The 22969-nt window shown below is 32.8% G+C and carries 23 protein-coding genes; 11 read left to right on the forward strand and 12 right to left on the reverse strand.

The features are described from left to right. Positions 1 to 24: 24 nt before the first annotated feature. Positions 25 to 474, forward strand: a complete 450-nt coding sequence (locus RLT85_RS06535; RefSeq protein WP_311401240.1) for a KTSC domain-containing protein — start codon at positions 25 to 27, stop codon at positions 472 to 474. Between the two features lie 88 nt (positions 475 to 562). On the opposite strand, the gene RLT85_RS06540 is transcribed toward RLT85_RS06535, so the two are convergent. From RLT85_RS06540 to RLT85_RS06560, 5 genes are all read right to left on the reverse strand, one after another. Then, on the reverse strand, positions 563 to 1228 hold the full coding sequence (locus RLT85_RS06540; RefSeq protein WP_311401241.1) for a hypothetical protein: 666 nt from the start codon (positions 1226 to 1228) through the stop codon (positions 563 to 565). A gap of 163 nt (positions 1229 to 1391) precedes the next feature. Beyond that, a complete protein-coding gene (locus tag RLT85_RS06545) occupies positions 1392 to 1850 on the reverse strand; it encodes a TspO/MBR family protein (RefSeq protein WP_311401242.1) in 459 nt (152 codons plus the stop codon). 411 nt (positions 1851 to 2261) lie between these two features. After that, on the reverse strand, positions 2262 to 2903 hold the full coding sequence (locus tag RLT85_RS06550) for a thiamine phosphate synthase (protein WP_311401243.1): 642 nt from the start codon (positions 2901 to 2903) through the stop codon (positions 2262 to 2264). A 227-nt stretch (positions 2904 to 3130) separates the two neighbouring features. Beyond that, positions 3131 to 3751: a DEAD/DEAH box helicase gene (locus tag RLT85_RS06555; protein ID WP_311401244.1), complete on the reverse strand. Its 621-nt coding sequence runs from the start codon at positions 3749 to 3751 to the stop codon at positions 3131 to 3133. Between the two features lie 507 nt (positions 3752 to 4258). After that, positions 4259 to 5008 (reverse strand): arylesterase, encoded by a 750-nt coding sequence (locus RLT85_RS06560; RefSeq protein ID WP_311401245.1) that lies wholly within the window; start codon positions 5006 to 5008, stop codon positions 4259 to 4261. 28 nt (positions 5009 to 5036) lie between these two features. On the opposite strand from RLT85_RS06560, the gene RLT85_RS06565 reads away from it, so the two are divergent. The 4 genes from RLT85_RS06565 to RLT85_RS06580 all read left to right on the forward strand — a co-directional run bounded on the left by RLT85_RS06565 (position 5037) and on the right by RLT85_RS06580 (position 9977). Beyond that, complete coding sequence (locus tag RLT85_RS06565; protein WP_311401246.1) at positions 5037 to 5726, forward strand: ABC transporter ATP-binding protein; 690 nt, start codon at positions 5037 to 5039, stop codon at positions 5724 to 5726. A 47-nt stretch (positions 5727 to 5773) separates the two neighbouring features. Next, positions 5774 to 8266 carry an ABC transporter permease gene (locus tag RLT85_RS06570; RefSeq protein ID WP_311401342.1) on the forward strand — a complete coding sequence of 831 codons (2493 nt, stop codon included), beginning with the start codon at positions 5774 to 5776 and terminating at the stop codon, positions 8264 to 8266. A gap of 472 nt (positions 8267 to 8738) precedes the next feature. Beyond that, on the forward strand, positions 8739 to 9338 hold the full coding sequence (locus RLT85_RS06575) for a DUF6642 family protein (RefSeq protein ID WP_311401247.1): 600 nt from the start codon (positions 8739 to 8741) through the stop codon (positions 9336 to 9338). Positions 9339 to 9434: 96 nt separating this feature from the next. Further along, positions 9435 to 9977: a pyridoxamine 5'-phosphate oxidase family protein gene (locus tag RLT85_RS06580; RefSeq protein WP_311401343.1), complete on the forward strand. Its 543-nt coding sequence runs from the start codon at positions 9435 to 9437 to the stop codon at positions 9975 to 9977. A gap of 306 nt (positions 9978 to 10283) precedes the next feature. On the opposite strand, the gene RLT85_RS06585 is transcribed toward RLT85_RS06580, so the two are convergent. Both RLT85_RS06585 and RLT85_RS06590 read right to left on the reverse strand, forming a co-directional pair. Beyond that, positions 10284 to 10685 (reverse strand): DUF2452 domain-containing protein, encoded by a 402-nt coding sequence (locus tag RLT85_RS06585; RefSeq protein WP_311401248.1) that lies wholly within the window; start codon positions 10683 to 10685, stop codon positions 10284 to 10286. A gap of 10 nt (positions 10686 to 10695) precedes the next feature. After that, positions 10696 to 10860, reverse strand: a complete 165-nt coding sequence (locus tag RLT85_RS06590; RefSeq protein WP_311401249.1) for a Lacal_2735 family protein — start codon at positions 10858 to 10860, stop codon at positions 10696 to 10698. A 475-nt stretch (positions 10861 to 11335) separates the two neighbouring features. Between RLT85_RS06590 and RLT85_RS06595 the strand changes: the two genes are divergently transcribed. The 3 genes from RLT85_RS06595 to RLT85_RS06605 all read left to right on the forward strand — a co-directional run bounded on the left by RLT85_RS06595 (position 11336) and on the right by RLT85_RS06605 (position 16402). Continuing rightward, positions 11336 to 11764 carry a hypothetical protein gene (locus RLT85_RS06595; RefSeq protein ID WP_311401250.1) on the forward strand — a complete coding sequence of 143 codons (429 nt, stop codon included), beginning with the start codon at positions 11336 to 11338 and terminating at the stop codon, positions 11762 to 11764. 301 nt (positions 11765 to 12065) lie between these two features. Then, a complete protein-coding gene (locus tag RLT85_RS06600) occupies positions 12066 to 15869 on the forward strand; it encodes a hypothetical protein (protein ID WP_311401251.1) in 3804 nt (1267 codons plus the stop codon). A gap of 8 nt (positions 15870 to 15877) precedes the next feature. Further along, positions 15878 to 16402: a gamma-glutamylcyclotransferase gene (locus RLT85_RS06605; protein WP_311401252.1), complete on the forward strand. Its 525-nt coding sequence runs from the start codon at positions 15878 to 15880 to the stop codon at positions 16400 to 16402. A 943-nt stretch (positions 16403 to 17345) separates the two neighbouring features. Here the strand turns inward: RLT85_RS06605 and RLT85_RS06610 are convergent. The 4 genes from RLT85_RS06610 to RLT85_RS06625 form a co-directional block, all read right to left on the reverse strand. Beyond that, positions 17346 to 17552, reverse strand: coding sequence for a hypothetical protein (locus RLT85_RS06610; RefSeq protein ID WP_311401253.1), 207 nt, complete (start codon positions 17550 to 17552; stop codon positions 17346 to 17348). A 10-nt stretch (positions 17553 to 17562) separates the two neighbouring features. After that, on the reverse strand, positions 17563 to 18171 hold the full coding sequence (locus RLT85_RS06615) for a nitroreductase family protein (RefSeq protein ID WP_311401254.1): 609 nt from the start codon (positions 18169 to 18171) through the stop codon (positions 17563 to 17565). Positions 18172 to 18624: 453 nt separating this feature from the next. Continuing rightward, a complete protein-coding gene (locus tag RLT85_RS06620; RefSeq protein ID WP_311401255.1) occupies positions 18625 to 19155 on the reverse strand; it encodes a DUF4251 domain-containing protein in 531 nt (176 codons plus the stop codon). A 29-nt stretch (positions 19156 to 19184) separates the two neighbouring features. Beyond that, positions 19185 to 19847, reverse strand: a complete 663-nt coding sequence (locus tag RLT85_RS06625) for a hypothetical protein (protein ID WP_311401256.1) — start codon at positions 19845 to 19847, stop codon at positions 19185 to 19187. A gap of 269 nt (positions 19848 to 20116) precedes the next feature. Between RLT85_RS06625 and RLT85_RS06630 the strand changes: the two genes are divergently transcribed. After that, on the forward strand, positions 20117 to 20941 hold the full coding sequence (locus RLT85_RS06630) for an OmpA/MotB family protein (RefSeq protein WP_311401257.1): 825 nt from the start codon (positions 20117 to 20119) through the stop codon (positions 20939 to 20941). A gap of 145 nt (positions 20942 to 21086) precedes the next feature. Here the strand turns inward: RLT85_RS06630 and RLT85_RS06635 are convergent, their stop codons facing one another. Continuing rightward, positions 21087 to 21239 carry a hypothetical protein gene (locus RLT85_RS06635; RefSeq protein ID WP_311401258.1) on the reverse strand — a complete coding sequence of 51 codons (153 nt, stop codon included), beginning with the start codon at positions 21237 to 21239 and terminating at the stop codon, positions 21087 to 21089. A 213-nt stretch (positions 21240 to 21452) separates the two neighbouring features. On the opposite strand from RLT85_RS06635, the gene RLT85_RS06640 reads away from it, so the two are divergent. Both RLT85_RS06640 and RLT85_RS06645 read left to right on the forward strand, forming a co-directional pair. Beyond that, positions 21453 to 21881 (forward strand): FKBP-type peptidyl-prolyl cis-trans isomerase, encoded by a 429-nt coding sequence (locus RLT85_RS06640; RefSeq protein ID WP_311401259.1) that lies wholly within the window; start codon positions 21453 to 21455, stop codon positions 21879 to 21881. A gap of 157 nt (positions 21882 to 22038) precedes the next feature. Further along, the gene (locus tag RLT85_RS06645) at positions 22039 to 22905 is read left to right on the forward strand and encodes a sigma-70 family RNA polymerase sigma factor (protein WP_311401260.1); all 867 of its coding nucleotides are present in this window, start codon (positions 22039 to 22041) and stop codon (positions 22903 to 22905) included. Positions 22906 to 22969 lie beyond the last annotated feature (64 nt).

Consider the following 22969-nt stretch of genomic DNA (forward strand, 5'->3'; position numbering starts at 1 on the left):
CGCGCCCTGAAATAAAATTTGAATATGAAGCGTATAAATGAATACAAGAAACTCTTTAGCGTAGAGAAAGAAATTGAGTTAAAAGCCTTAAAGAAAACCTACCGTGATTTGGTAAAAGAGTGGCATCCTGATAAATTTCAAGATAGTGACGCTGCGAAACAAGAAGCAGAGATCAAAAGTCGAAAAATTATTGATGGGTATCATTTTCTAGTGAGTATTTCTCCAGAAACCAAGGCAGCCAATTTAGAAGAGTATACAGAAACAATTACTAATTCTGGTATTGCAGATTACCAACATAAAGGATTATTACTAGAAATTACCTTTTTGGATGGATCTACATATGAATATTTTGGAGTTACCAAACCTGTTTATATAAAGATGGTGAATGCTAATAAGTTAAACCGTTTTGCTAAACGTTCTATTTATCCAAAATATATCTACAGAAAATCAAAACGCACGCTAGAAAACGCTTAAAGCTTTAATAATTTTTATGTGCTTATGTAAAAGCCTAAGCACATAAAAATTATTACAATTAAGCGGATTTATCCCCAAGTTATTACATTTACTTTTTAGCAAATAAGTTTTCTTTTTTCAACTTTTTGATAAATTTTTTAGTGTATAATCTTACTCCCGCCTGAACAAGATAATCGGTATCAAAGGCTTGTTTTAGTTCGATGGTATTTCTCCAAATTAAATCTTCTTCCAAATCTCTTTCGCATAAGCAGTATAAGTTAGAAGCCACCTGATGAATATAAAAGTCTTTGAATCCTTCTTCTTCAGAATATAAATTTTCATTCTTCATGACATCTTCTTCAAAGCTTGCAAAAATAGTATTGTAATAACGTACAATTCCAGAATTTGCTTTTCTACCTTCTACACCAACTATTTTAGTAACTAATACAGCATCAAAGTTATCAGATTTTAATTGATCAATAAGAGGTCTCCAGGCTTCTAAAGTTTTGGGAACTGTCAACAATTGATTGCCAAAAAATTCTATACTTCCTGTTGCATTAATTCCATTTTTATTTAAACTTTTAGACAGTTTATCTTCAAAAGTGGTTCTTACATCAACATCTTCACCCATACCAATCACTAAAACTTTATGGTATTGCTCATTTTGAGTATTGGCTTTACGCCAATTACTTAATTCTTTAGTAGAAGAGCAAGAGGCGAAAAAAATGCATAATGTAAGTAGGGATAGGTAAGAGAGGGTAGTTTTTATATTCATATTCTTATGTTTTGAGTTATGGAAAGTTCTGTCTTTTTCAAAAATAAGAATTAACCATCTAGTATTGTAATAAAAAAATGCTAATGTCTTCTGTGGTAAGATTATTATTTATCTATAAGGTGTACAGATGCTTTATGGTACATGTGATTGGTAATCTTGAAATTTAATTTTTGATCAGAATATAAGCATTTAAGGAAGTAGCAATTAGTAACCAAATAAGATACGGAGCTATTAATAAGGACTTTAGCTCTAAGTTGGACCAAAAATAAAACAGAAAAAATACTACAACCATGGTGAGTCCGCTAATTACAAATAATCCAGCGGTGAGCTTATGGTAATAAAAGAAAGTGGGGTTCCAAGCTAAATTGAGTACATATTGAAGAATTAATACGCCAAGAAGAAATTTTTTATTCTCTACGGAAGGCCATAAATAGCTTAGGTAAACGCTAAAACAAATCATAATTATTGTCCAAGAAAGACCAAAAACCCAGCCTGGTGGAGTCCAAGGTGCTTTATCTAGATTCGCATACCAATCTGATCGCGGACCTTTGCCGGCTAATAAACTGCCAGCACCAATAAGTGCAAAATTGAGTATTAGAAATACTATAAGTCGGTAAATCATTCTAGAATTTTATAGTCAATAGATAGTTTTCGAAGGGCTCTTAAAGCAGAACTTGAACTCTTGTCATCTACCTCAATGTCAACAGGATCACCTTCTAAAAGAAAACCTGTAAGTTCCATAGACCTAGGAGAATCACAATTTAATGAGATCTCTGTGATACAGTTGGCTATTTCCCTCTGATCGGGGCGTTGAGATTCACAAGACAATAAACTTAATTTCATAATTTTTATTTGTTCTTACAAGGTAGTATTTTAAAACTAGACTTGTTTAAATTGTGGAAATATCATTAAAAAAGAAGTGCAAATCCAATTAGTTAGAAACGTGGGTAAAGTTTGTGAATTGTTGGAGAGTCTATCGAAGTCATATACGATTAATTTACAAGTCAAAAATCATGCAAAAACATCCATTAGATCACTTAAAACTATGACGTTGTTCATCAATTACAGATGCGTTTAATAATTGATTATAGGTTCTTATCACATTAAAATTGCGTGTAATTTCGTCAGCTACTGCAAGTCCAGAAATACCGATTTCCAAAATATCTTTCACATCTTCTGTAGTGATACCGCCAAAGCCAATAATGGGAGTTTCTGTATTTAAAGTTTCAGCAATAGCGGTGAATCCATTTAAACCTAAAATAGAATTACTTATATCCGCGCAGTTTATCAATCTAAACGGACCTAATTCAATATAATCGACTTCTTTCTCTAGAAAATATTCACAATCTTGTAAAGTATTTGCTGCGCCACCAATAATTTGCCAAGAGTAACTATGTTTTCTTACAATATTAGGGCAGGAGTCGGTTTTTTCTAAAAATACACCGTCTGCTTTAATTTCTTTAGCTATTTTATATTTCGACTTTAAGATTAATCGAGTCTGAAATTGAGACGTAATTTCTCTAGCTTCTTGCGCAAATTTTAAAAACTTCTTTTCCGAAGAAATAGCTAAGCCCAATTGAACCAATTCTATCCCAGCAGTACAAGCTTGCTGAATATTTTCTAAGTGTTCTTTAGGCGAATTCCCTTGGGAAATATAATGTAGTTTAGGAATCATAATGTCTAGTTTGGAATTTTTATTTAAATCATTATTGTTGGTAAAGATACAAGACCGCTTCGCTTTTAGAACCAAGAATCAAGACTTGATTGTAACTAATACCAAAATAGCAATATAATGTCGGATTAAAACTCGTTCATTTTTCGTTCTATTATCTTGTAGCGCCAGCCCGAAAGAATTCATTCTGGCGGGAAGCAGTCTTATTTCCTAATCGAACATTACTAATTTTACATAGAAACTGTCTTCGAGTATTCCATAAAGTAATTCTCAAAACGTTTTAATTTTGGAGTCATTTTTTCCGCGTAAAGCACATACTGACATTTTTTAATGCTTTGTGTAATCGACAATATTGCGGCATAATCCGATTGCTGAGATAGAAATTCGGCATCATCTATACTAAAAATCTTAAGTTCAGCAGTACTTACTCCGTTCAATAAAAATAACTTATTCATATTCTTTGGTGTAGAAATAAGAATATCTAATCCTTCCAAGATTTCTGATTTTTGCAGATCGATATGCATCTTTTCGTAGGCTACATAAACGCGCAATGAATTATATTTCGTGTACGCTAAGAACTGATCATAAAGTGCTAAGGCTTTTTCTTTATTCTCTACAAGAACTACTGCTCTTGGGGCATCACCAACCGCCTCACATTTTAATGTTTGCAAAGTGGTAAGAATAAGTGTAGTTGTTTTACCGCTTTCTTTTGGAGCAGTGCAAAAAAGATTAGATCCGCTTTTTATAATTGGAATACTATCACTTTGAACCGGAGTAGGAGTCGTGATTTCTAGAGATTCCAATTTCTCTAAAATGTTAAGATGTAATTTCTTAAATGGCTTGGGAAACATAAAGGTAATCGTTTAAGGCAGTAGGTATTCTACAAGCAACAAATATACAACCTGAAAACGATTTATAGAGGCGTAATCCCGTTTTCTATTGAAATAGAAGAGGAAGAAAAAGACTTAAGACCGCTGCGCTGATAGAATATAGAATATAGACTTGATGGAGAATAGCCGATGAAGAATATCTTAATTAGCGTATTAAATTTCAACTGAAAACGCATTAATAAGTTTTAAAAACGGCAATATTGAACAATAAGCAATTAAGAATTTAAATTTTATTATATTTTCTATGCTAAGTAAAGACTTTAGACCGCTCTGCTTATAGATTATGGAATATAGACTTGATGGTGACTAGCCGATGAAGAATATCTTGATAAGCATATTTCATCTCAACTCAAAACCCAGAAAAACCTTAAAAAATGATTGTAAGGATGTAAGAGAGAGTAAAACTATTTCGATTTATGCTGTTGAAACCTGATTCTTAGTTTCAGAAATAAAAATTCTTCATAAAAGTTAAGATTTTTTATCAATTACGGTGGAAAGCACTTCCCATACATTATGTGCTACTATTTTATGTCCCTTTGCGGTGGGATGAATACCATCATTCTGATTTAATTCTTTAACTCCGCCTACACCTTCTAAAATAAACGGAATAAAAGCAAGTTGGTTTTCTTCGGCTAAATCATGGAAAATTGCTTTAAAATTAGAAGTGTATTCCTGTCCCATATTGGGAGGCATTTGCATACCTGCCAAAATAATTTCAGTACCTGGGCTTTTAGCTTTTACAGCATCGATAATGGCTTGTAGATTGGTTTTGGTTTCAGATAAAGCAACGCCACGTAAACCATCGTTAGCACCAAGTTCTAAAACAAAAATATCTATATCTTGTTTGAGAACCCATTCAATCCTACTTTTTCCGCCAGCGGTAGTTTCTCCGCTTAAACCAGAATTAATCACTTCGTAATCTAATCCTAAAGAGTCAATTTTTGCTTGAATTAACCCCGGGAAAGCTTCATTGGTATCGTCTAAACCATAACCCGCAGTGATGCTATCCCCAAAAAACAAGATGGTTTTACTGGTCTTCTCTTGCGAAATTTCACTTTCAGTAGTAACTGTACTATCTTGTTCTTGCTCTTTAGAGTTCGTTGTATCGCCACAAGAAATCATCACTAATGCAGTGAAGAAATAACAAAACTTTAATAGGTTTCGATGCGTAGAAATCACACTTTTAAAAAGCGATTGTGTAGTTTTGAGCTTCAGCATAAGTTCTATAATGATTACGAAAAATTAGATGGCAAAGATATTAAAGATTAACGGGTTAGAAAAGACTTATACGAGTGGTTCTAAACAATTAACAGTGCTCCAAAATATTTCTTTTGAAGTGGAAAAAGGTCAGACTTTTTCTATTGTGGGACCTTCTGGAAGCGGAAAAACCACTTTATTGGGATTATGTGCAGGGCTTGATGAGCCTAACTCGGGAGTTATAGAATTATGCGGTTATACTTTGAGCAATCTTAATGAGGATGAGTGTGCAGAATTACGTAACAAAGAAGTAGGTTTTATTTTTCAAAATTTTCAATTGCTTCCCACCTTAACGGCTTTGGAGAACGTAAGCGTTCCTTTAGAATTACAGGGAGCGAAAGACGCTGCTAGCAGAGCTAAGGAATTGTTAGAGAAAGTAGGCTTGGGAAATCGCACGCAGCATTATCCTTCACAATTATCTGGAGGAGAGCAACAGCGCGTCGCATTGGCGAGAGCTTTTTCCAATAGACCTTCTATTTTATTTGCCGATGAACCAACGGGGAATTTAGATGAAGAAACCGGTGAAAAAGTAATTCAATTACTTCTTGAACTCAATAAAGATGCAGGAACTACTCTAGTCATTATTACGCACGATTTAGATTTGGCGGCAAGAACACAGCAGATATTGCGTTTAAAAGGCGGTCAGATTTTAACCAATGAAACAACGCCAAACTCTTGAAGAACTCCCCTTTAAAATCAAAAAATAATCTTGTTTGGCTTTTTAAAATGGCTTGGCGCGATGCAAAAGCAAGTCGCGTTCGTTTATTGCTTTTTATGGCTTCCATCATTTTAGGAATTGCTGCGGTAGTTTCTATTCAATTATTTGGTGATAATCTTAAGAATAATATTCAGTTGCAATCCAAATCTTTGATGGGTGCCGATTATATTATTGATACAAAACAAGTGCCTACGCAACGAGCACAAGAAATTATAGATTCTTTACAACCTGATGCTTCCGAAGTGAATTTTGTATCCATGGCTAGTTTTCCCAATAACGAGGGGACAAAATTAGTCCGAATACGAGGTTTACAGGGAAAATTTCCATTTTATGGAGAGTTAGAAACGCAGCCTATTGAAGCGGCATCGCAATATCAATCTTCTGGCGGAGCTTTGGTAGATGCCACTTTACTATTGCAATACAATATTAAACCTGGAGATTCTATAAAAATAGGTGAGATCAGTTTACCAATAACGGGCGCTTTAAAAGCAATCCCTGGCAATACAGCAATTTCAACTTCGGTAGCACCATTGGTAATTATTCCGCAGCGATTTATAGAAGATACCAAACTCTTACAATTTGGAAGCCGAAGAGAATATCAGTTTTATTATCATCAGCCTCAAGTCGATTTAGTGCGTTTAGAAGCGCAATTGCAGCCTTTGTTAGCTGTAGAAGAAGCCGACTTAGATACGCATACCAGCACGAGCAGTAGGCTTGGACGCCGCTATGATAATGTAGGCTCATTTTTAAACCTCACAGCATTTATAGCCTTATTATTGGGTTGCGTGGGGATTGCCAGTTCTGTAAATATTTATATCAAAGAAAAAATAAAAGCCATCGCCATCCTAAAATGTTTGGGAGCTTCCAGAAAGCAAAGTTTTTTAATTTTTTTAATTCAGATTGCGGGGATAGGAATTTTAGGAGGTTTTATTGGAGCGGCTTTAGGAGTAGGACTTCAAGAGCTTTTCCCATATATATTGAAAGAATTTTTACCTTTTGATTTACAACTAAGTATCAGTCCGCAACCTATACTTATGGGTGTTTTTCTAGGTTTGGTGATGTCGGTATTATTTGCGTTGGTTCCTTTATTGCGCACTTGGTACGTCTCGCCATTAGAAGTTTTGCGCTTTAGTGGAGATACCTTAACAGAATCAAAAAATGCACGTCGCATTGCCATTGGCATCATCCTAGTATTTTTATATGGTTTTTCTTTTTGGTTGCTTAAAGATTGGCTGTTTGCACTTGCTTTTATGCTTGGTGTTTTAGTAAGTTTTGCGTTGCTGGCGGGCACGGCAATTCTTACGATAAAACTAGTTAAAAACTTTTTTCCGAAAACTGCACAATTTACCACAAGGCAGAGTTTACTTAACTTATCTCGCCCTAACAATCAGACTGTAGTATTATTGGTAGCGATTGGTTTAGGTACTTTTCTAATTAGTACGCTCTATTTTACCAAAGATATTTTACTCGATAAAACCGAAATAGATACAAGTTCTAAAAGTGCGAATCTCATCATTTTAGATGTGCAACCAGACCAAATAGGGGAGGTGGCGGAAACATTTAAGTCGAATGATTTGCCCGTCCTAGACAATATTCCCCTGGTCACGATGCGGATGCACAGCATAAAAAATAAGCTGGTAAATAAATTACGAACCGATAGCACAACACAAGTAAAAGAATGGATTTTAAATCACGAGTTTAGAACTACTTATCGCAGCGAACTTATTGCTTCTGAAGAAATCGCGGAAGGCGAGTGGGTGGCGTCGCAAAGTGAAAGTGATTTCGTTCAAATCTCGATTTCAGATAATCTTGCCAAAGATGCGCATCTAAGTCTTGGTGATTCTATTGTTTTTAATGTACAAGGAGTACTTATGGAAACGGTGGTAAAAAGCATCAGAAAAGTAGACTGGGCAAATCTTCAACTCAATTTTACGATTGTATTTCCAGAAGGAGTTTTAGAAAAAGCACCACAATTTAATGTCTTAACGACCTATGCCGCCACCGAAGAAACCTCGGCAGTATTGCAAAGAGATTTGGTTAAAAAATTCCCGAATGTATCTGTGATCGATTTAAGACAAGTCTACACAGTCGTAGAAGATATTTTAGACAAGGTATCGTGGATCATCAATTTTATGGCATTTTTTAGCATTTTTACGGGAATTATTGTTTTGATAGGTTCTGTACGAACTAGTAAATACCAGCGCATAAAAGAAAGCGTTTTACTGCGGACATTGGGCGCAAAAAATAAACAAATATTAACGATTACCGCACTCGAGTATTTATTCTTGGGAGTTTTAGGAAGCTTAATAGGAATTCTTTTGGCGCTAGTAAGTAGCTTTTTATTAGCCTTCTTTGTTTTTAAAGAGTCTTTTGTTCCATCGTTAGTTCCGTTTTTGGTATTTCTACCTGGCATTTCGCTTTTGGTAGTTGTCATAGGTCTTAGCAATATTCGGGAAGTTTTAAAAAGCTCGCCTTTGGAAGTTTTGAGGAAGAGTGCTTGATGTGGATTAAAATAAAAGACCGCTTCGCTGTAAGATTTAGGACGTAGGATAAAAGACTAAATTTATATGAGCCTAATCAACAAGGTAATAATGATAAACAGTTGTTTTATTAAAATTCATGGGAGCCAATTAATTCATCTAAAACTCTTGAATCCTTCTGTATGTCTAAAATCTAATAAAATTTAAGATCGGCTCCTTGCTATTTGAAAATCGATTTAATCGAAAATTTGAAGTTTTTTTCACATTAAACATATTCTGTTTATCAGGTAGTTAGCATTAAGTCTTTCTTCTTATTTTTTGCTTCTATAAGCGTAGCGATATTTATTCCTTATTCTCTGCTTTTTATTCTTTGTTCTTGCTTCTAGCATCTCGTTTCTTGTCTATTTGCTTCTCACTTCTAACAATCTCTTTAAGTACAATACATAGAGATTACTTAATTTTGTACTTTATAAAAGCTGAAAAATTTTAAGATTTGTTACAGAAAAGACATCAATTACCTCAAGAACACTATAGCGAAACAGAGTATTTTATCTATTGTTTAGAAGCGGTAGATGACGCTGAAGCGGAAAATAATACCGAAACACAACAAAATTTAGAACAACTTTCCTTGCAATACGGAGTAGCCAGTATTTACAAAACCTGCGACAGCATTGAAGAGCTAGAAAATAGTTTAAACACGTTGATTCTGGATGACCATAATTTTAAGGATTATGAAATTATCTATATGGTGTTTACAGGCGAAGCAAATAGTATTTGTTTACACGGATATTTATATAGCTTACAGGAAATTGCTGAAATTTTTGAAGGAAGATTAACCGGAAAAATAGTGCATTTTTCCAATGCAAAAGTATTGGATTTAGATGCTGAAGAAGCTCAATATTTCTTAGACATTACTGGCGCAAGAGGTGTTTCTGGGTACGGAAATGAATATGCAGCCATCACCAGTTCAAACCTTGATAAAGCCTTCTTTAATTTGTTTAAGGAAGATGACGATATGTTTGAAGTTGTAGAAGAATTGCACAAAAAACACTATAACCTCTGTAAACTACTCGACTTTAGACTCTACTATTAAAAACTATTCCCCAATCCATTGACTTTATAAATTTAACACTAAATCCCATCCATCAAACTGAAAAATCAATTCTTAGAAGAAGCCAAACGCGAACTTATATATGGATATTCAAAAAAGAGGCATCCGTTTCATTATTTTGTTTTGGCTACTATAGAAAACGGCGTACCACGACAACGTACTGTCGTTCTACGCAAAACATTGGCAGATTTGAGTATCGTATTTTACACAGATAAACGAACTCAAAAATTAAATGATATCCAACAGAATCCAATGTGTAGCGCCTTATTTTACTGTCCTAAAAAATTGTTGCAAGTTCGCATTAACGGCAAGGCTTCGTTAATTAACAATAAGGATGAGATTGCAACTTACTGGCAAGGCATACAACAAGCTGCTAAAAACGATTACACCACTAAGTTAGCAAGTACACCAATAAAAAATCCTGATGATATAAGTTACAATGCTGAAAAAGATTTTTTCTGTGCCCTAAAGATTGTCCCAGATACCATAGAATATTTACGATTAAAACGACCCAACCACTTGAGAGTTTTATTTTCTAAAATCGATTCGGACTGGTCTGGAGAATTTTGGTGCCTTAATTTTAAATATAAATTATTGATACAGCCTAATTCAAGAAGTTAAAAAAATCTTCTTTAGAAGTACTGCGGAAAATGTTTTGGTTATAGTGGAGTAGAAGAGGAGGTTGTTTTTTATTTCACATTTTGAAATAAGCAAGGAGGTGACTGAGTGAAATTCTGAAAAGAATTTGTATCGAACCCATGAGCCACGATTTCGATATACGTGCTAACGCAAGCAACCCATCTCCTTTATTTCCATACATTTTAGAATTTAAATTCTTAATTTTAAAATATGTAAAAGCGGCGGAAAAGTGAATTTTCAAGAGAAAATTATATCGAAGCTTCAGTTCATTACTGAGTAAGACAAACTCTACACTTTTTGCCAAATTTGATCGGCGTTAAGGTAAAAACTACCAAGAGAATTAAAATTGCATTGTTCCGGTGAAATAAGAGAGAGAAAAGATTCTCCGTTTTCTCGTTTATACAAATGATAAACTTCTCCTATAATTGGCTCAAAAGAAAACTTCGCATTAAAAATAAGTCGGTTGTACTCAAACTCCTGCATGAGTTGGTCGTATTCTTTTTTTAATTCCTGAATCTTGGTTTCTACCTTTTGATTTACTTTATGAATGCTTCTATTTTTCCACGCTACCGTATCGTTGGTGGTAATTACTGGTGCGCTTACGTTGGTAGCGTAAGACTTTAGCGCTGCATCATATTTTTGGGTTTCAGGATTAAAAACTACTTGATCTGGCTTTTTCTCTTTGCTCATCTTTTAAGATTTAACTAAGTTTTTCCAATTTTTTCATCACTTCCTCTGCTTCATAAGCTTTTTGATCACTCATTTTTCTGTTGGTCGTGGATAAGCTGTGTGATTCTTTAAGTAACTTTTCATACTCACTCTGCAACTTTTCTTTTTCTGATTTCTTCTTAAATAGTCCGAACATGTTTTATATTTTAATTGATGCGATATAACATCTGAAAGACACAAAATGTTTAACGATTTATAGTTTTAATTAAACAAAATATCACAAACCTGATTTTATACTATGGACAATAGATAGATTTTTAGAAAATACTGAACACTCAGAACTAAATACTCAATTTTGAATAAACTTGACTAAATAGGCGGCTGAGTGAATTCCTGAAAGGAATTTGTACCGAAGCCCCAGTGAAGAATCGCAATACCTTTGAAAAAATAACTCAATTTTCTTCTTCTCGCTTGTTCTGATCCTATTATTGATGCTTAGTCTATTTCTGTTTGTAACTATTTTAGAATGATAGAGAGCAAAAATAAACTTGCAGCTTAACTTTTATTTTTGTAATGTAAATAACGCTGTTCCAAAACAATAGAACAACTTCATTATCTCTTTCGTATCTCTGCAGTACGCATTAAAAACTGCTCCCAAATCTTTATAAAATATGAACATACACACATCTAAAAGACAAACAAGCTTAACACTTTTAATTACAGCAGCCATCAAAACCATGCATCTACCTAGCATAAAAAAGCATTTGAGCGCACTTGATTTAGAACACAGAGATGACATTAAAGAATTGCTAAATTACTTAAAACCTATTTTTAAGGCTTGGCAAAAAGAAGATCAAAATTCTAAATTAATAGCGGAGGTATTAACCGGAGAGAGTAGGTGTGTAGCTTGTATGTTTGGTAAACAAATTATTCGGTTTGATTTTAGTTACAAGCATAGATCAGCTCCTGCTCCAGAAAATCAAATTGTTTATACCCAGAGTTTTGGAGTACGCATCGAAGTAGAAGACGATCAACTACAACATATTCAGGTTTGCAATGCCTTTCTTAATAAAATAGAAATGGAAAAATTTAGAAATTAGAGGGTGAAGTAATTTAATTGGCTGAGTGGACTTCTGGAAGAAATTTTTATTGAAGTCTTAGTATAGAATTGCAATGCTTTGAAAAAATTTATTCTTAAAGTTTCTTTTAGGAGGTGATGAATCACTTTTTATGCGATGACGTAAGAGGGAAGCGTAATATGTGTGGAATGGTTTTTTAAAAAGCAAATGACAATTTGGCATTGAATCATCTTTCAAAGCAAAATATGCATAATTATTGACGATTGTGTTAAATGGTATAGATATTGACACAATAATTGCTTTATAATTAACAGTTTAGAACATGAAATATATTACTTCAACAGACATAAAACATTGGGCAGATACTCTTGAATGCAAAAGTACTTTGCCTTTATTGATTAGAAAATTAATACTTGCTGGAGTAGAAATTGAGCATATAAAAAAAATTGAATTTCCATTTGGAGATGATGTTCAAACTGGCGGTTATGATGGTGATTTAGAAACTAAAAAAGGAAATCCATTTATTCCTTTAGGGAATTCAGTTTGGGAGTTCGGAGTAACAGAAAGAAAGAGAGGAAAGGCTGATGAAGATTATGAAAAAAGAAAAAAGAATACATTAGGAAAGGTGCCTAAAGACACTACATATGTAAGTGTTACAGCCAAAAAATGGACAAAAACTAAATCTTGGGCAGCTGCCAGAAATAAAGAAGGATTTTGGGCTGAAGTAAGATGCTATGACGCCGTAGATTTAGAGCATTGGCTAGAATTAGCTCCTTCAGTAGAAATATGGTTAGCAAAACATTTAGGAAAACCAGTAAAAGGTGTTTTTTCAGCTGATGATTATTGGAAAGATTGGGCAACAAAAGGTCCGATGAAATTTCCAGCAAGTCTTTTGGTTGATTCTAGAGAGTTACAAGCCAAAAGCCTAAAAGAAGCTGTTTTAAGTAATAGTCCAACAATAAATTATATCCAATCTAATACAAAAGAAGGTTCTCTAGCTTTTATTTTAGCTTCTATTCAAAATCTGGATGAAAATATTAGAGATAGTATTCAATCTAGAACTTTAGTTGTAGAAAATAGAGATAGTTTCACTCAATTAATAGAAAATAAACAGCCTTTAATACTCTTACCAAAATTCGATGAAGAATATCTTGATTTGAATAAAGCAATAACAAATGGACATACTGTTATAGTTCCTGTAAGTAATAGTTTTTCAACTAATAAAAATAACTTAATTAGACTGCCAATACTTGAGCAAGAATCAATAGTAAATTTCCTGAATCAAATGGGAATTGATAAAGAAAAAGCTCGACTTTTATCTAAAAATACAGGTAGAAATATTTCTGTTTTGAGAAGAAGTTTAGAATACACTTCAAAAAAACCAGGTTGGTTAGATAATCCAGATTATTTAAAATTCATTCCTTTTTTATTATTAGCAAGATTTAACTCTTATTCAGAAGAAGATAAAAAGTTAATTGAAGATATTTCTGGAGTAAATTATTCTGACTACGAAAAATTTCTAAAAAAATTAGAATATAGTGATGAAAGCCCTATTTATAATATTGGCGAAAATTGGAGACTAATTTCACATTCGGACACTTGGGTATATTTAGCTAAATATATTTCTAGAGAGGATTTAGAAAAATTTAAAACAATATGCATTCAGATATTAACTGAAGAACATCCAAAATATAAGCTTACAACAGGTAAACGTTATATGGCATCTTTTTATAACGCAACACCAAAATATTCTAATGAAATTAAAAAAGGTGTATCAGAGACTCTAATTATTTTATCTGTTTTTGGTAAAAAATATGGGATAACTGCATTAGATAATCCGAAGGCTTTTGTAGACCAAATTGTGAATTCAATATTGAATAATGCTAATGGTGAGTTATATAGGTCTTTAGGGTATAATCTAATGTTATTAGCTGAAGCAGCTCCAGAAGTATTTTTAAATCAAGTACAATCTATTATTGATGATAAACGAGTTATGGCATTTTTTGAGGAAGAAGGAGGCATTATGGGTTCTTCCAATGATTTACCTTTTCTCTTGTGGTCTTTGGAAAGCATTGCTTGGATACCAGAACTGTTAACAAAAACTAGTTCCATACTCTGTCAATTAGTTGAGCTTGCTCCAAAAAAATTACCAACATCAAATACTCCATATAATACCCTTAAGAGTATTTTTAAAACTTGGCACCCGCAAACTAACGCAACTTTTGAAGAAAGAAAGCAGGTGCTTGAAGTTATTGCTCAAAAACATTCTACAGTTGGATTTCAATTATTAAATAGTCTAATATTCGGAAGAAATGATCACGCAATGCCAACTCATAAAATGCAATGGAGATTATTTGAAGAAGCTAGGGCAGTTTCTATAACAAATCTAGAAGTTTTTGAAACAGAGAATTTTGCGGTAGATAAAATGTTAGAAATAATAAATCAAAGTAATGACATCAATCAAATATTATCTTTAATAACGAAGTTTGATTCATTAAGAAAGAACAATATTGATAAATTTTTAGATTGCCTGAAAAAATTAGATAAATCTGAAATAGAAGACAGCTCTAAAATATATCATGCCTTTAGAGAGATTATTGGAAGGCATCGTACTCATTCGGTTCAAAAATGGGCTATTCCCGAAAATATATTATCTGAAACACAAAAAGTTGCTGACTTATTTGAACCCGAAGATTTAATTTTAGCTAATGAATATTTATTTGGTCATCATCCTATTCCAATGGAAGGAAATGACAGTAAACTTAATTTTGAAGATAGAGCGAAAGAGTTAAATAATAAACGAAAAGAGTTTATTGAAAAATTAATAAATGAACATTCTATAGAAAAAGTAATAGAAATTGCAAATAATCTAGAAACACCTGGATTTGTTGGACACGCTTTGGCTGGAATAACATTATCTGAAGAAAATGAGAACAAATTATATGAACTTCTAAAATCAGATAAAAACGAAGATATAAGTCTTATTCAAAGCTATATCTATCCTAAAGATTTTAAACTAGGGCAAGAAAAAACATTAGAAACATTTAATAGACTATTAAATGATGGAAGTTTTAATAATGAAAGTTTAGCAAAGTATCTTTTAGCTTTAAGATTTGATGTTAAACTTTGGAAGTATATTGAAGGTATTGACAACCCAGAAATTGAAAAATATTACTGGGAAAATTTTAATCCACAATACGTAGGTGAAATTGATCAAATAGAATTTAGTATTAATAAATTAATTCAGTACAAACGTACAATAGCAGTATTAAATCTTCTCGGTCAGATTACTGAAATTAAAAAATTAGATAGTGAATTCGTTATGACAACTTTAGAAAAGTTATCCTTAACAGATTATGTTGAGCACTCAAAGCGTAATCTGGACCATTATGGATTAACATATGTTTTTGATAATTTGTCCTCTAGAGACGATATAGATTCCGATAGGATGGCCAAAATAGAGTTTAAATATCTTTTTGTTTTTGACTCAACTGGTCATGGAATTTTACCGAAATTTTTGTTCACTGCAATATCGAAAGACCCAGTTTTATTCATGGACTTAATCCAAAATGTCTATAAACCCGAGAATAGAGAATTCACAGAAGAAGAGGAAGACAAACTGAAGGATCCAAACCAAAAAGTATTTATTGAGTATTCAAATACTTTACTGTGGAATTTCAATCTAATTCCAGGACTATCTGCTGATGGCAATATTGATTCAGATGAATTAAATAATTGGGTCGACAAGGTTCGTGAAATATCAAAAGAATGCGATAGAGTAGGAAGTACTGACGAAAAAATTGGTCAAATATTGGCAAGATATCCTAATAAGGAACAGGATATTTTTTTTCCTGATGAAATATGTGATACTATAGAACGAATTAATAGCAAAGACGTTTATCTAGGGTTTAGAATCCAAATATCAAATAGACTTGGATTCACATCAAGAGCTGCTGGAGCTGGAGGAGACATAGAAAGAGCTAGAGCAAAGCATTTTCATAGTCTTGCAGAAAAGAGGAAAATTTCTCATCCAAATGTAGCTTCAGTTTACCGTTACATAGCTGAAAATTATGAAAGAGATGGAGAAAGAATGGATAATAGAGCAATACAAGATAGTTTAAGTTAATAAATGATATGGAAAATAAGGTATGGGTATTTGCTTATGGGTCATTAATTTGGAATAATGAATCTTTTCAACCTTTAGACACAATAAAAACAACATTGAAAGGAGCAAAGAGAAGTTTTAATAAAAAATCAATTAAATCTAGAGGAACTAAAAGTAAACCAGGGTTGGCTTTAGGTCTTGAATTAGGTGGGGAATGTTTAGGAGCTGCAATACAGATATATGAAAAGCATTTGCCAGAATTAAAAAAAAGAGAAGGAGGTTACTTACCAATTGAAACTCCTAATAAATCACTTGAAGTAATTGATGATGAAGGGAAGTCTTTAAAATGTTTGGTCTTTTTTCCTGATAGTAAAGGCAAAAATTATTTGAGCAAAGATGTAAATATTGAGGAAAAGGCAAAAATAATTAAAGAAGGTGAAGAAGGAGATAATGGCAATGCTAGAGATTATTTAAAAGAGATTCATGGTTTTTTGCAAGAATATGATATTGAGGATGAAAACATTAATCAATTGTACAAATTAGTTTTTGGATAATATTATGTAAAATAGAATCATGATGTTAACCTTGGCCTCATAAAATTTTGGTTAAAACAATAGGAGAAATGAGCGTCCATATTTTAGGGGGTTTAGTAATACAGTTTCTTAAGAGTTTCAATTATACAAGGGATTTCCAAACAATGTTAACCAATTACAATATTTCCTAAAATATAGCGAATGAGCCGTCAATTGTTTCCAAAATTATATGCAGCCTTGAATTTTTGTTTCTTTTGTTTCAAGACAAAAGATAATGAAACATTAAAAAAAGATTAATAGAAGTTCAAAATATAACAAGTGCATAGAATTTTATTTTTACTCACTTATTTAATTATTTGCAGAAACTTCAAATGTGTTCGTGAATCTCCTAAAAAGTCGATTTCTTAAAATTTATGCTCTTGTGGCAAGCTTACGAGAATTGTCTAAAATTTTTTTTGACGTACATTTTATCGAATACGCGATTTTTAATAACAGCAAAAAGGTTAGTTTTTATTTTGGCGTTGGCAAGCGTTGGATAATTGTGTGTAAAATAAATTGCCAGAGCAATTTAATTTTATAAAACAATCGAGCGTATGGCAGCGGCTATTTTACATAACGGCTAATTATAGCTATCAAATGGATAAACCACTCTTGTTAACTAAACAATACATTTGTACTATAATTTATATTATGTAAAATAGAATAATTGATGACCTACTTCCACATTTCCGTCATCAATTAGAATCTTTTTCAAATCGTACTTTAGTCTATTCTATTCCTTCTTTCTGTAATCGTATATAGAAAAATAAAATACTTACAATTTTCTGTTACAAGAAACGCAACCTACTTTATTCAATTAAAAATCTCACCAAATGGTATACAACTTGGTGAGATTCTAAAATCAACTTATGCACAAAAATCTATTTTCTAAGAGCGTATTCTTGTGTGTTTTTAAAAATCACTTCTACTTTTCGTCAGATAAAAGATCGTCTAGCGTGTCATCAATTTTCTTCTTTTCGGCTTTCTTTTTCATTTCTTTGTCTTTTTCCGCTTTAAGTTGGCCATCGCCTTTTACATTAAGTTCGTCTTCTTTATCTGCTCTTGTTTTGCCAAGATTAGAATCTCTTCTATATCCATCTTGAAAATCTGCATGTTTCTTTTTTTTACTCATAATTTTATTTTTATTTAGTTTGAAAATTTCCGTTAAAAGCAAATTCCTCTTGTGATTTCCTTTCTCGGGTTTCTTTTACTTCTTGTTTCTCTAAATCTTCAGATAATTCCTCTGGCTCGCCACCAAAATAACCAAAAGCTACCGCCGTGGCAACGTGATACTCTTCGGGAAACTGAAATTCTTTTTGCGCTTTTTTAAAGTCTATTCCGGCCATTTGGTGTACTGCCATTTCCATACTGTTCGCTTGATGAATCACATTTCCCATAAATAAACCTAAATCGTGAAGCGCATGAAAATTCTCTTGCTCTCCATTATTCATCGTTTTTTTAAAGGCATTAAGCCATAACATTTGCGAATTTCCTGCCCAACTTTGATTAAATTCATCTAAGCAGTTAAATATGCGATCGTAGATTGGAGTTCCTTTTATTCCCCAAATTACTCGCCAAGGTTGAATGTTAGACGCACTTGGTGCCCACCTACCCGCTTCTAATAATATTTTGGCATCTTTCTCTGAAATTGGTTTTTCGGCAAAGACTCTTGGACTCCATCTTTTTTTTATGCTACCTAATATGGAATAATCTACTGGAGTTTCCTTTTTAATATCTGATTTTTTTTTCATTTTTTCTTTTAAAAGTAAGCCGATTTTATTGCAATTAAAAATTCTAGGACACTAAAAATAATGGAATTTACTTTTATACTAGCGCAGAATTTATTTCAGGAATTATTTTTTATAGAGATCACATACTTTTTCTGTTGAAAAACATTTAATATGTCTGGTTGAGCCTGCCTGAGTCAAAGAAAGAAGCAGTCAAAACCTAATTTGAGCTGACGATTAGTTCTCGACTGCGCGCGAACAGACAATAACATACCATAGGAATACCTCTATGTACATAAGCAAAATTTATAAGGATATGGATGTGAATTTAACTACTTACCTCTACTCTTTTAATTCCATTTGGGAGTTTGCCGCATGTTGTTTCATGGATTTTGAAACTTAAGGTATACGGAGCTTTAAAATCTAGAGCAAGAAAACATGATAAAAACTAAAAGCAAATTCGCGTAAGCGAAATACTTATTCTTTTAATTTTTTAGCTTTTCCATTATAGCTAATTCCGTCGCGTTGAGAGCTGTTAATGAGTACTTGTACGTTTTTGGTTGGGTAGATTTCAATTTGTATTTGAAAGACTTCGCTAGATTTTTTTTGAGAGATTTCAAAAGCAATATGATGTATTAGCGTTTTGGGATCTAAATGTTCGCTGTAATTTTTTGGAATGTCATGAAAATTAATACTTCCGTTTTCTCCTAATCTTCCAGCGGTTTGACGGGTGCCATAATACGGTAAATAGCCTTGAATACTATCTTGGTGAATCTTAATAAAGCTTTTACTGCTGGAAAGATTGATCACATTAGAGGTATTTCCGGGAGCTAAAAGTCCGTTATCTGCTAATTTCTGTAAAGCGGAATTACTTCTAGGATATGCCGTATTTAGATCAATATGTACTTTTTGGAGATCTAACCAAAGGGCAATCTCTTTAGTATTGTTCTCTTTTTGTACGCTAGAAAGGGAAGAACAACTCCAAACGCCCAAACTTAAGAGGCTCACACATAAAATTTTATAGACGAAATGCTTTCTCACTCTTCTTCTTTTTCTTTTACAATAATCATAGAAGCTTTGAATCCTGTGGCTAGATTCCAGATATTTTTAGCGATTAAATCGCCCATATCGTCATACACCTTAAATTCGGCGGTATTTGGACCAGACATTCCTTGATTTAACGCCAAGACTTCTATTTTATTGAAACCTTCTTCTAAATTGATATACACATTAGTATAACTGCCTTGTAGAGATATTTTTGAAACTTGAACTTTTCCGTTTACAACAACCTGCACCATATCGCCGTCTACCGCCATATGATCTCTACAAAGTATTTTGACAAATTTTCCGTTGCTTTTAAAATCTCCGAAGTATTGATTCTTTTTAAATTCTTCTGGTGTCTTATCCCCTTCCTTCTTCGCTAAGTATTTGGGATCAAACTTTTTTGTAGGATCTAGAAACTCTTCTTGATCTGTTATATCTAAACTTTCCTCTTTTGGCGAAAGTCGGTCTTTGTTCTTACCTGCATAAAAAGAATTATTCGGTTTGCTAAGTCCGGGAGTAGATCGTGTAAATCCGCCGCTATTTATTGTATTTCCGCCAAGGCGACCTCCTGTAGTTGTGGTAGTAGGATTATCTAATTGGGCGTGAGAAATTCCGCAAACGGCAAAAATTCCGACAAGACTAGCTATATATTTCATATTTTTTTCTTTTTTATAGCCCTACATTATATTATCAAAATTAAAGAGCTGTTTTTTAAGTATTTAATATCAAATCTAATTTTTTTCTAAAAGCTGTAGCGTACGAACATCTTTATCTATTACAAAGATATTGTAAGTAATTGTGATACAATAATCAAACCAAAGCATTAAGAATTTATAAACTATTTTTAACAAAACTATAGTAAGACAAAGATAACAAAACCAAAAACAAGGGGTTAATATTGACATCACCAAAATCTAAACAAATTATGAAAAAGGTATTATTGTTAAGCGTAATTTCTGCGACACTATTTACTTCTTGTGTGTCTAAGAAAAAGTACACCGAATTAGAGACGGAATTGGATGACACGAAGAGTGTTCTTATGAAAACTCGGGTAGATAAAGAAGATTGCGAAGAGAAATACGCAAAAATTGAAGAGCGGGTATCTAACTATTATGCAAAAATTAATAGGTTGCAAGACGAAAACGATGATAAGTTAGAGATGGTAGATAATATCGCTGCGATGTCTAACAAAAATAAAAAGTCGATGCGTAGAACTCTTAAAAACGTGGATCCTACTTTAGTTGCAGGAGCAAAAACTTTAGGAGATTCTATAGATTTAGCGGTATCACATAATTTAAAGAAATCACTTTCTGGAGACGATGAAGGAATTGAAATTGATGTAAACCAAACGGTAGTCCAAATTACCGTATCTGATAAACTATTATTTAAAAGTGGTAGCTATTGGGTAAGTCCTAGAGCTCATAAGCTTTTAGGTAGAATTGCAGAGGTAGTTAATTCTGAGTCTGCTATGGAAGTCATGGTAGAAGGACATACCGATAATCAAACCATTAAAAAAGAATCTTACTTAGAAGACAACTGGGATTTGAGTGTGCGTAGAGCAACTTCTATCGTTCGTTTGTTACAAGATAAATATAATGTAGATGGGAAACAGTTAATTGCTGCGGGAAGAAGTAGTTTTTCACCGATAGCCGATAATGATTCTGCAGATGGTCGTGAAAGTAACCGTAGAACAAGAATTATTATCTTACCTAACTTGGATAAATTTTTATCTATGTTGGAAGAGTCTTAGAACTAAATAAAATATTTTAAGTGTAAAAGGAGCTGAATGATCAGCTCCTTTTTTAGGTCTTAATTCTTAAGCAATATCAATTAGTTTTTAAATTAGGGTATTAAAAGTAATATGGATTTTATGTGGTTTTGATTATTTTTGGGTTTCAAAACCATTCAAAGTAAAGTCCAGATAAGATTACTCCAAGAATTAATACAATTAAGAAAACAATAATAATGCCTGCACCAATTTTGGTTTTTGCATTGTCTTTTAGAATATATTCTTCGTTATTCTGGTTTTTTTTAGGATCCTGAGCCATGATTATTTATCTTTTGATGGGTTAGAAAATACAATATAGCTAAAGATAATGTAGCGTTTTTCTTAAATTTTGTTAAGCTTTCTTTAAATACAAGAGATTAATAGTCTAAACTCTTGGGATTCAATAGAATTCTTATAATTTTGCAAGTTCTAAGATGAAAGTGAATCTACAAATTTCATTTTCAATAATTAATAAATTAGAAAAAACAATTTTATGAGTCAAGTTAAAAAGAATGACACGGTAAAAGTACATTACACAGGAAAGTTAGAAGACGGTCAAGTATTTGATAGTTCGTTAGAAAGAGAGCCTATCGAATTTACATTAGGACAAGGTCAAATAATTCCTGGATTTGAAGATGGCCTTATCGATATGAAAGTGAATGATAAGAAGACGGTTCAAATTCCACATACAGAAGCTTACGGAGAAGTACAAAAAGAACTTTTTCAAGAAGTTCCAAAAAGTCAGTTGCCTCAAGAAATTGAGCCACAAGTTGGAATGGGATTAGTTTCTAAAAACCCTGACGGAACAGAAAGACAATTGAGAGTTGCAGAAGTAAAAGATGAGTCTATAATCATTGATGCAAACCATCCTTTGGCTGGTAAAGATCTTACTTTTGATTTAGAAGTAATGGAGATTAAGTAATTTCCTTTATAGTAAAACGACTAAAAACGCAGGTTATTGAAGCAATAATCTGCGTTTTTTATGGTTTATACAAAATTACATTCTAATTAGCTTGTTTTATTGACTTAATTGTCGTATAATAAAACTTATTACAAATCACAAACATAAGTAGAGATATATGAGGCAGCTTAAAATTACCAAACAGGTTACTAATCGAGAATCAAAATCGTTAGATAAGTACTTACAGGATATTAGTAAAGTAGATCTAATTACTGCGGAAGAAGAAGTAGAATTAGCACAACGTATTAGAGAAGGTGACCAAATTGCATTAGAAAAATTGGTGAATGCTAACTTGAGATTTGTTGTTTCAGTAGCAAAACAATATCAAAATCAAGGTTTAAAACTTCCAGATTTAATTAATGAAGGAAATGTGGGCTTAGTGAAAGCAGCCAAGCGTTTTGATGAAACTCGAGGATTTAAATTTATTTCCTATGCCGTTTGGTGGATAAGACAGTCTATCCTACAAGCATTAGCAGAACAATCTCGTGTAGTTCGTTTACCGCTAAATAAAATTGGAGTAATTAATAAAATAAACAAAACTTTTTCTCATTTAGAGCAAGGTTTACAACGTCCACCTTCTGCAGAAGAAATAGCAAAAGAATTGGATATGCCTACAGCTCAGGTAAAAATTGCGTTGAAAAACTCTGGCAGGCATTTATCTATGGATGCTCCATTTAAGGAAGGAGAAAATGACTCTAACTTATATGATGTATTAAGTTCTGGCGAGTCCCCTACTCCAGATGATAATTTGATGAGAGATTCTTTAAGCATAGAGATCAGTAGAGCTTTAGATACACTCTCTACAAGGGAAGCAGATGTAATTCGTTTGAATTACGGAATAGGAAACCAACCCGCAATGACTTTGCAAGAAATTGGAGATACGTTTGATTTAAGTAGAGAACGCGTGAGACAAATTAGAGAAAAAGGAATTAGAAGATTGAAACACCAATCTAAAAATAAAATTCTTAAAAAATATTTAGGTTAAGATAACCTGCTTATTATGGAAAAGGCTGCCAGATAATTCTAGCAGCCTTTTTTTGTTGATAACA

It is taken from the genome of Mesonia ostreae, assembly GCF_031845265.1.
Lineage (GTDB): Bacteria > Bacteroidota > Bacteroidia > Flavobacteriales > Flavobacteriaceae > Mesonia > Mesonia ostreae.

Bases quoted from the DNA above. Each gene is read 5' to 3' on its own strand.
- RLT85_RS06585 (WP_311401248.1), bottom strand. From the start codon at position 10,685: ATGAGCAAAGAGAAAAAGCCAGATCAAGTAGTTTTTAATCCTGAAACC.
- RLT85_RS06610 (WP_311401253.1), bottom strand. From the start codon at position 17,552: ATGAGTAAAAAAAAGAAACATGCAGATTTTCAAGATGGATATAGAAGA.
- RLT85_RS06595 (WP_311401250.1), top strand. From the start codon at position 11,336: ATGAACATACACACATCTAAAAGACAAACAAGCTTAACACTTTTAATT.
- RLT85_RS06615 (WP_311401254.1), bottom strand. From the start codon at position 18,171: ATGAAAAAAAAATCAGATATTAAAAAGGAAACTCCAGTAGATTATTCC.
- RLT85_RS06635 (WP_311401258.1), bottom strand. From the start codon at position 21,239: ATGGCTCAGGATCCTAAAAAAAACCAGAATAACGAAGAATATATTCTA.
- RLT85_RS06645 (WP_311401260.1), top strand. From the start codon at position 22,039: ATGAGGCAGCTTAAAATTACCAAACAGGTTACTAATCGAGAATCAAAA.
- RLT85_RS06535 (WP_311401240.1), top strand. From the start codon at position 25: ATGAAGCGTATAAATGAATACAAGAAACTCTTTAGCGTAGAGAAAGAA.
- RLT85_RS06560 (WP_311401245.1), bottom strand. From the start codon at position 5,008: ATGCTGAAGCTCAAAACTACACAATCGCTTTTTAAAAGTGTGATTTCT.
- RLT85_RS06565 (WP_311401246.1), top strand. From the start codon at position 5,037: ATGGCAAAGATATTAAAGATTAACGGGTTAGAAAAGACTTATACGAGT.
- RLT85_RS06630 (WP_311401257.1), top strand. From the start codon at position 20,117: ATGAAAAAGGTATTATTGTTAAGCGTAATTTCTGCGACACTATTTACT.
- RLT85_RS06545 (WP_311401242.1), bottom strand. From the start codon at position 1,850: ATGATTTACCGACTTATAGTATTTCTAATACTCAATTTTGCACTTATT.
- RLT85_RS06555 (WP_311401244.1), bottom strand. From the start codon at position 3,751: ATGTTTCCCAAGCCATTTAAGAAATTACATCTTAACATTTTAGAGAAA.
- RLT85_RS06540 (WP_311401241.1), bottom strand. From the start codon at position 1,228: ATGAATATAAAAACTACCCTCTCTTACCTATCCCTACTTACATTATGC.
- RLT85_RS06640 (WP_311401259.1), top strand. From the start codon at position 21,453: ATGAGTCAAGTTAAAAAGAATGACACGGTAAAAGTACATTACACAGGA.
- RLT85_RS06625 (WP_311401256.1), bottom strand. From the start codon at position 19,847: ATGAAATATATAGCTAGTCTTGTCGGAATTTTTGCCGTTTGCGGAATT.
- RLT85_RS06570 (WP_311401342.1), top strand. From the start codon at position 5,774: ATGGCTTGGCGCGATGCAAAAGCAAGTCGCGTTCGTTTATTGCTTTTT.
- RLT85_RS06600 (WP_311401251.1), top strand. From the start codon at position 12,066: ATGAAATATATTACTTCAACAGACATAAAACATTGGGCAGATACTCTT.
- RLT85_RS06605 (WP_311401252.1), top strand. From the start codon at position 15,878: ATGGAAAATAAGGTATGGGTATTTGCTTATGGGTCATTAATTTGGAAT.
- RLT85_RS06590 (WP_311401249.1), bottom strand. From the start codon at position 10,860: ATGTTCGGACTATTTAAGAAGAAATCAGAAAAAGAAAAGTTGCAGAGT.
- RLT85_RS06550 (WP_311401243.1), bottom strand. From the start codon at position 2,903: ATGATTCCTAAACTACATTATATTTCCCAAGGGAATTCGCCTAAAGAA.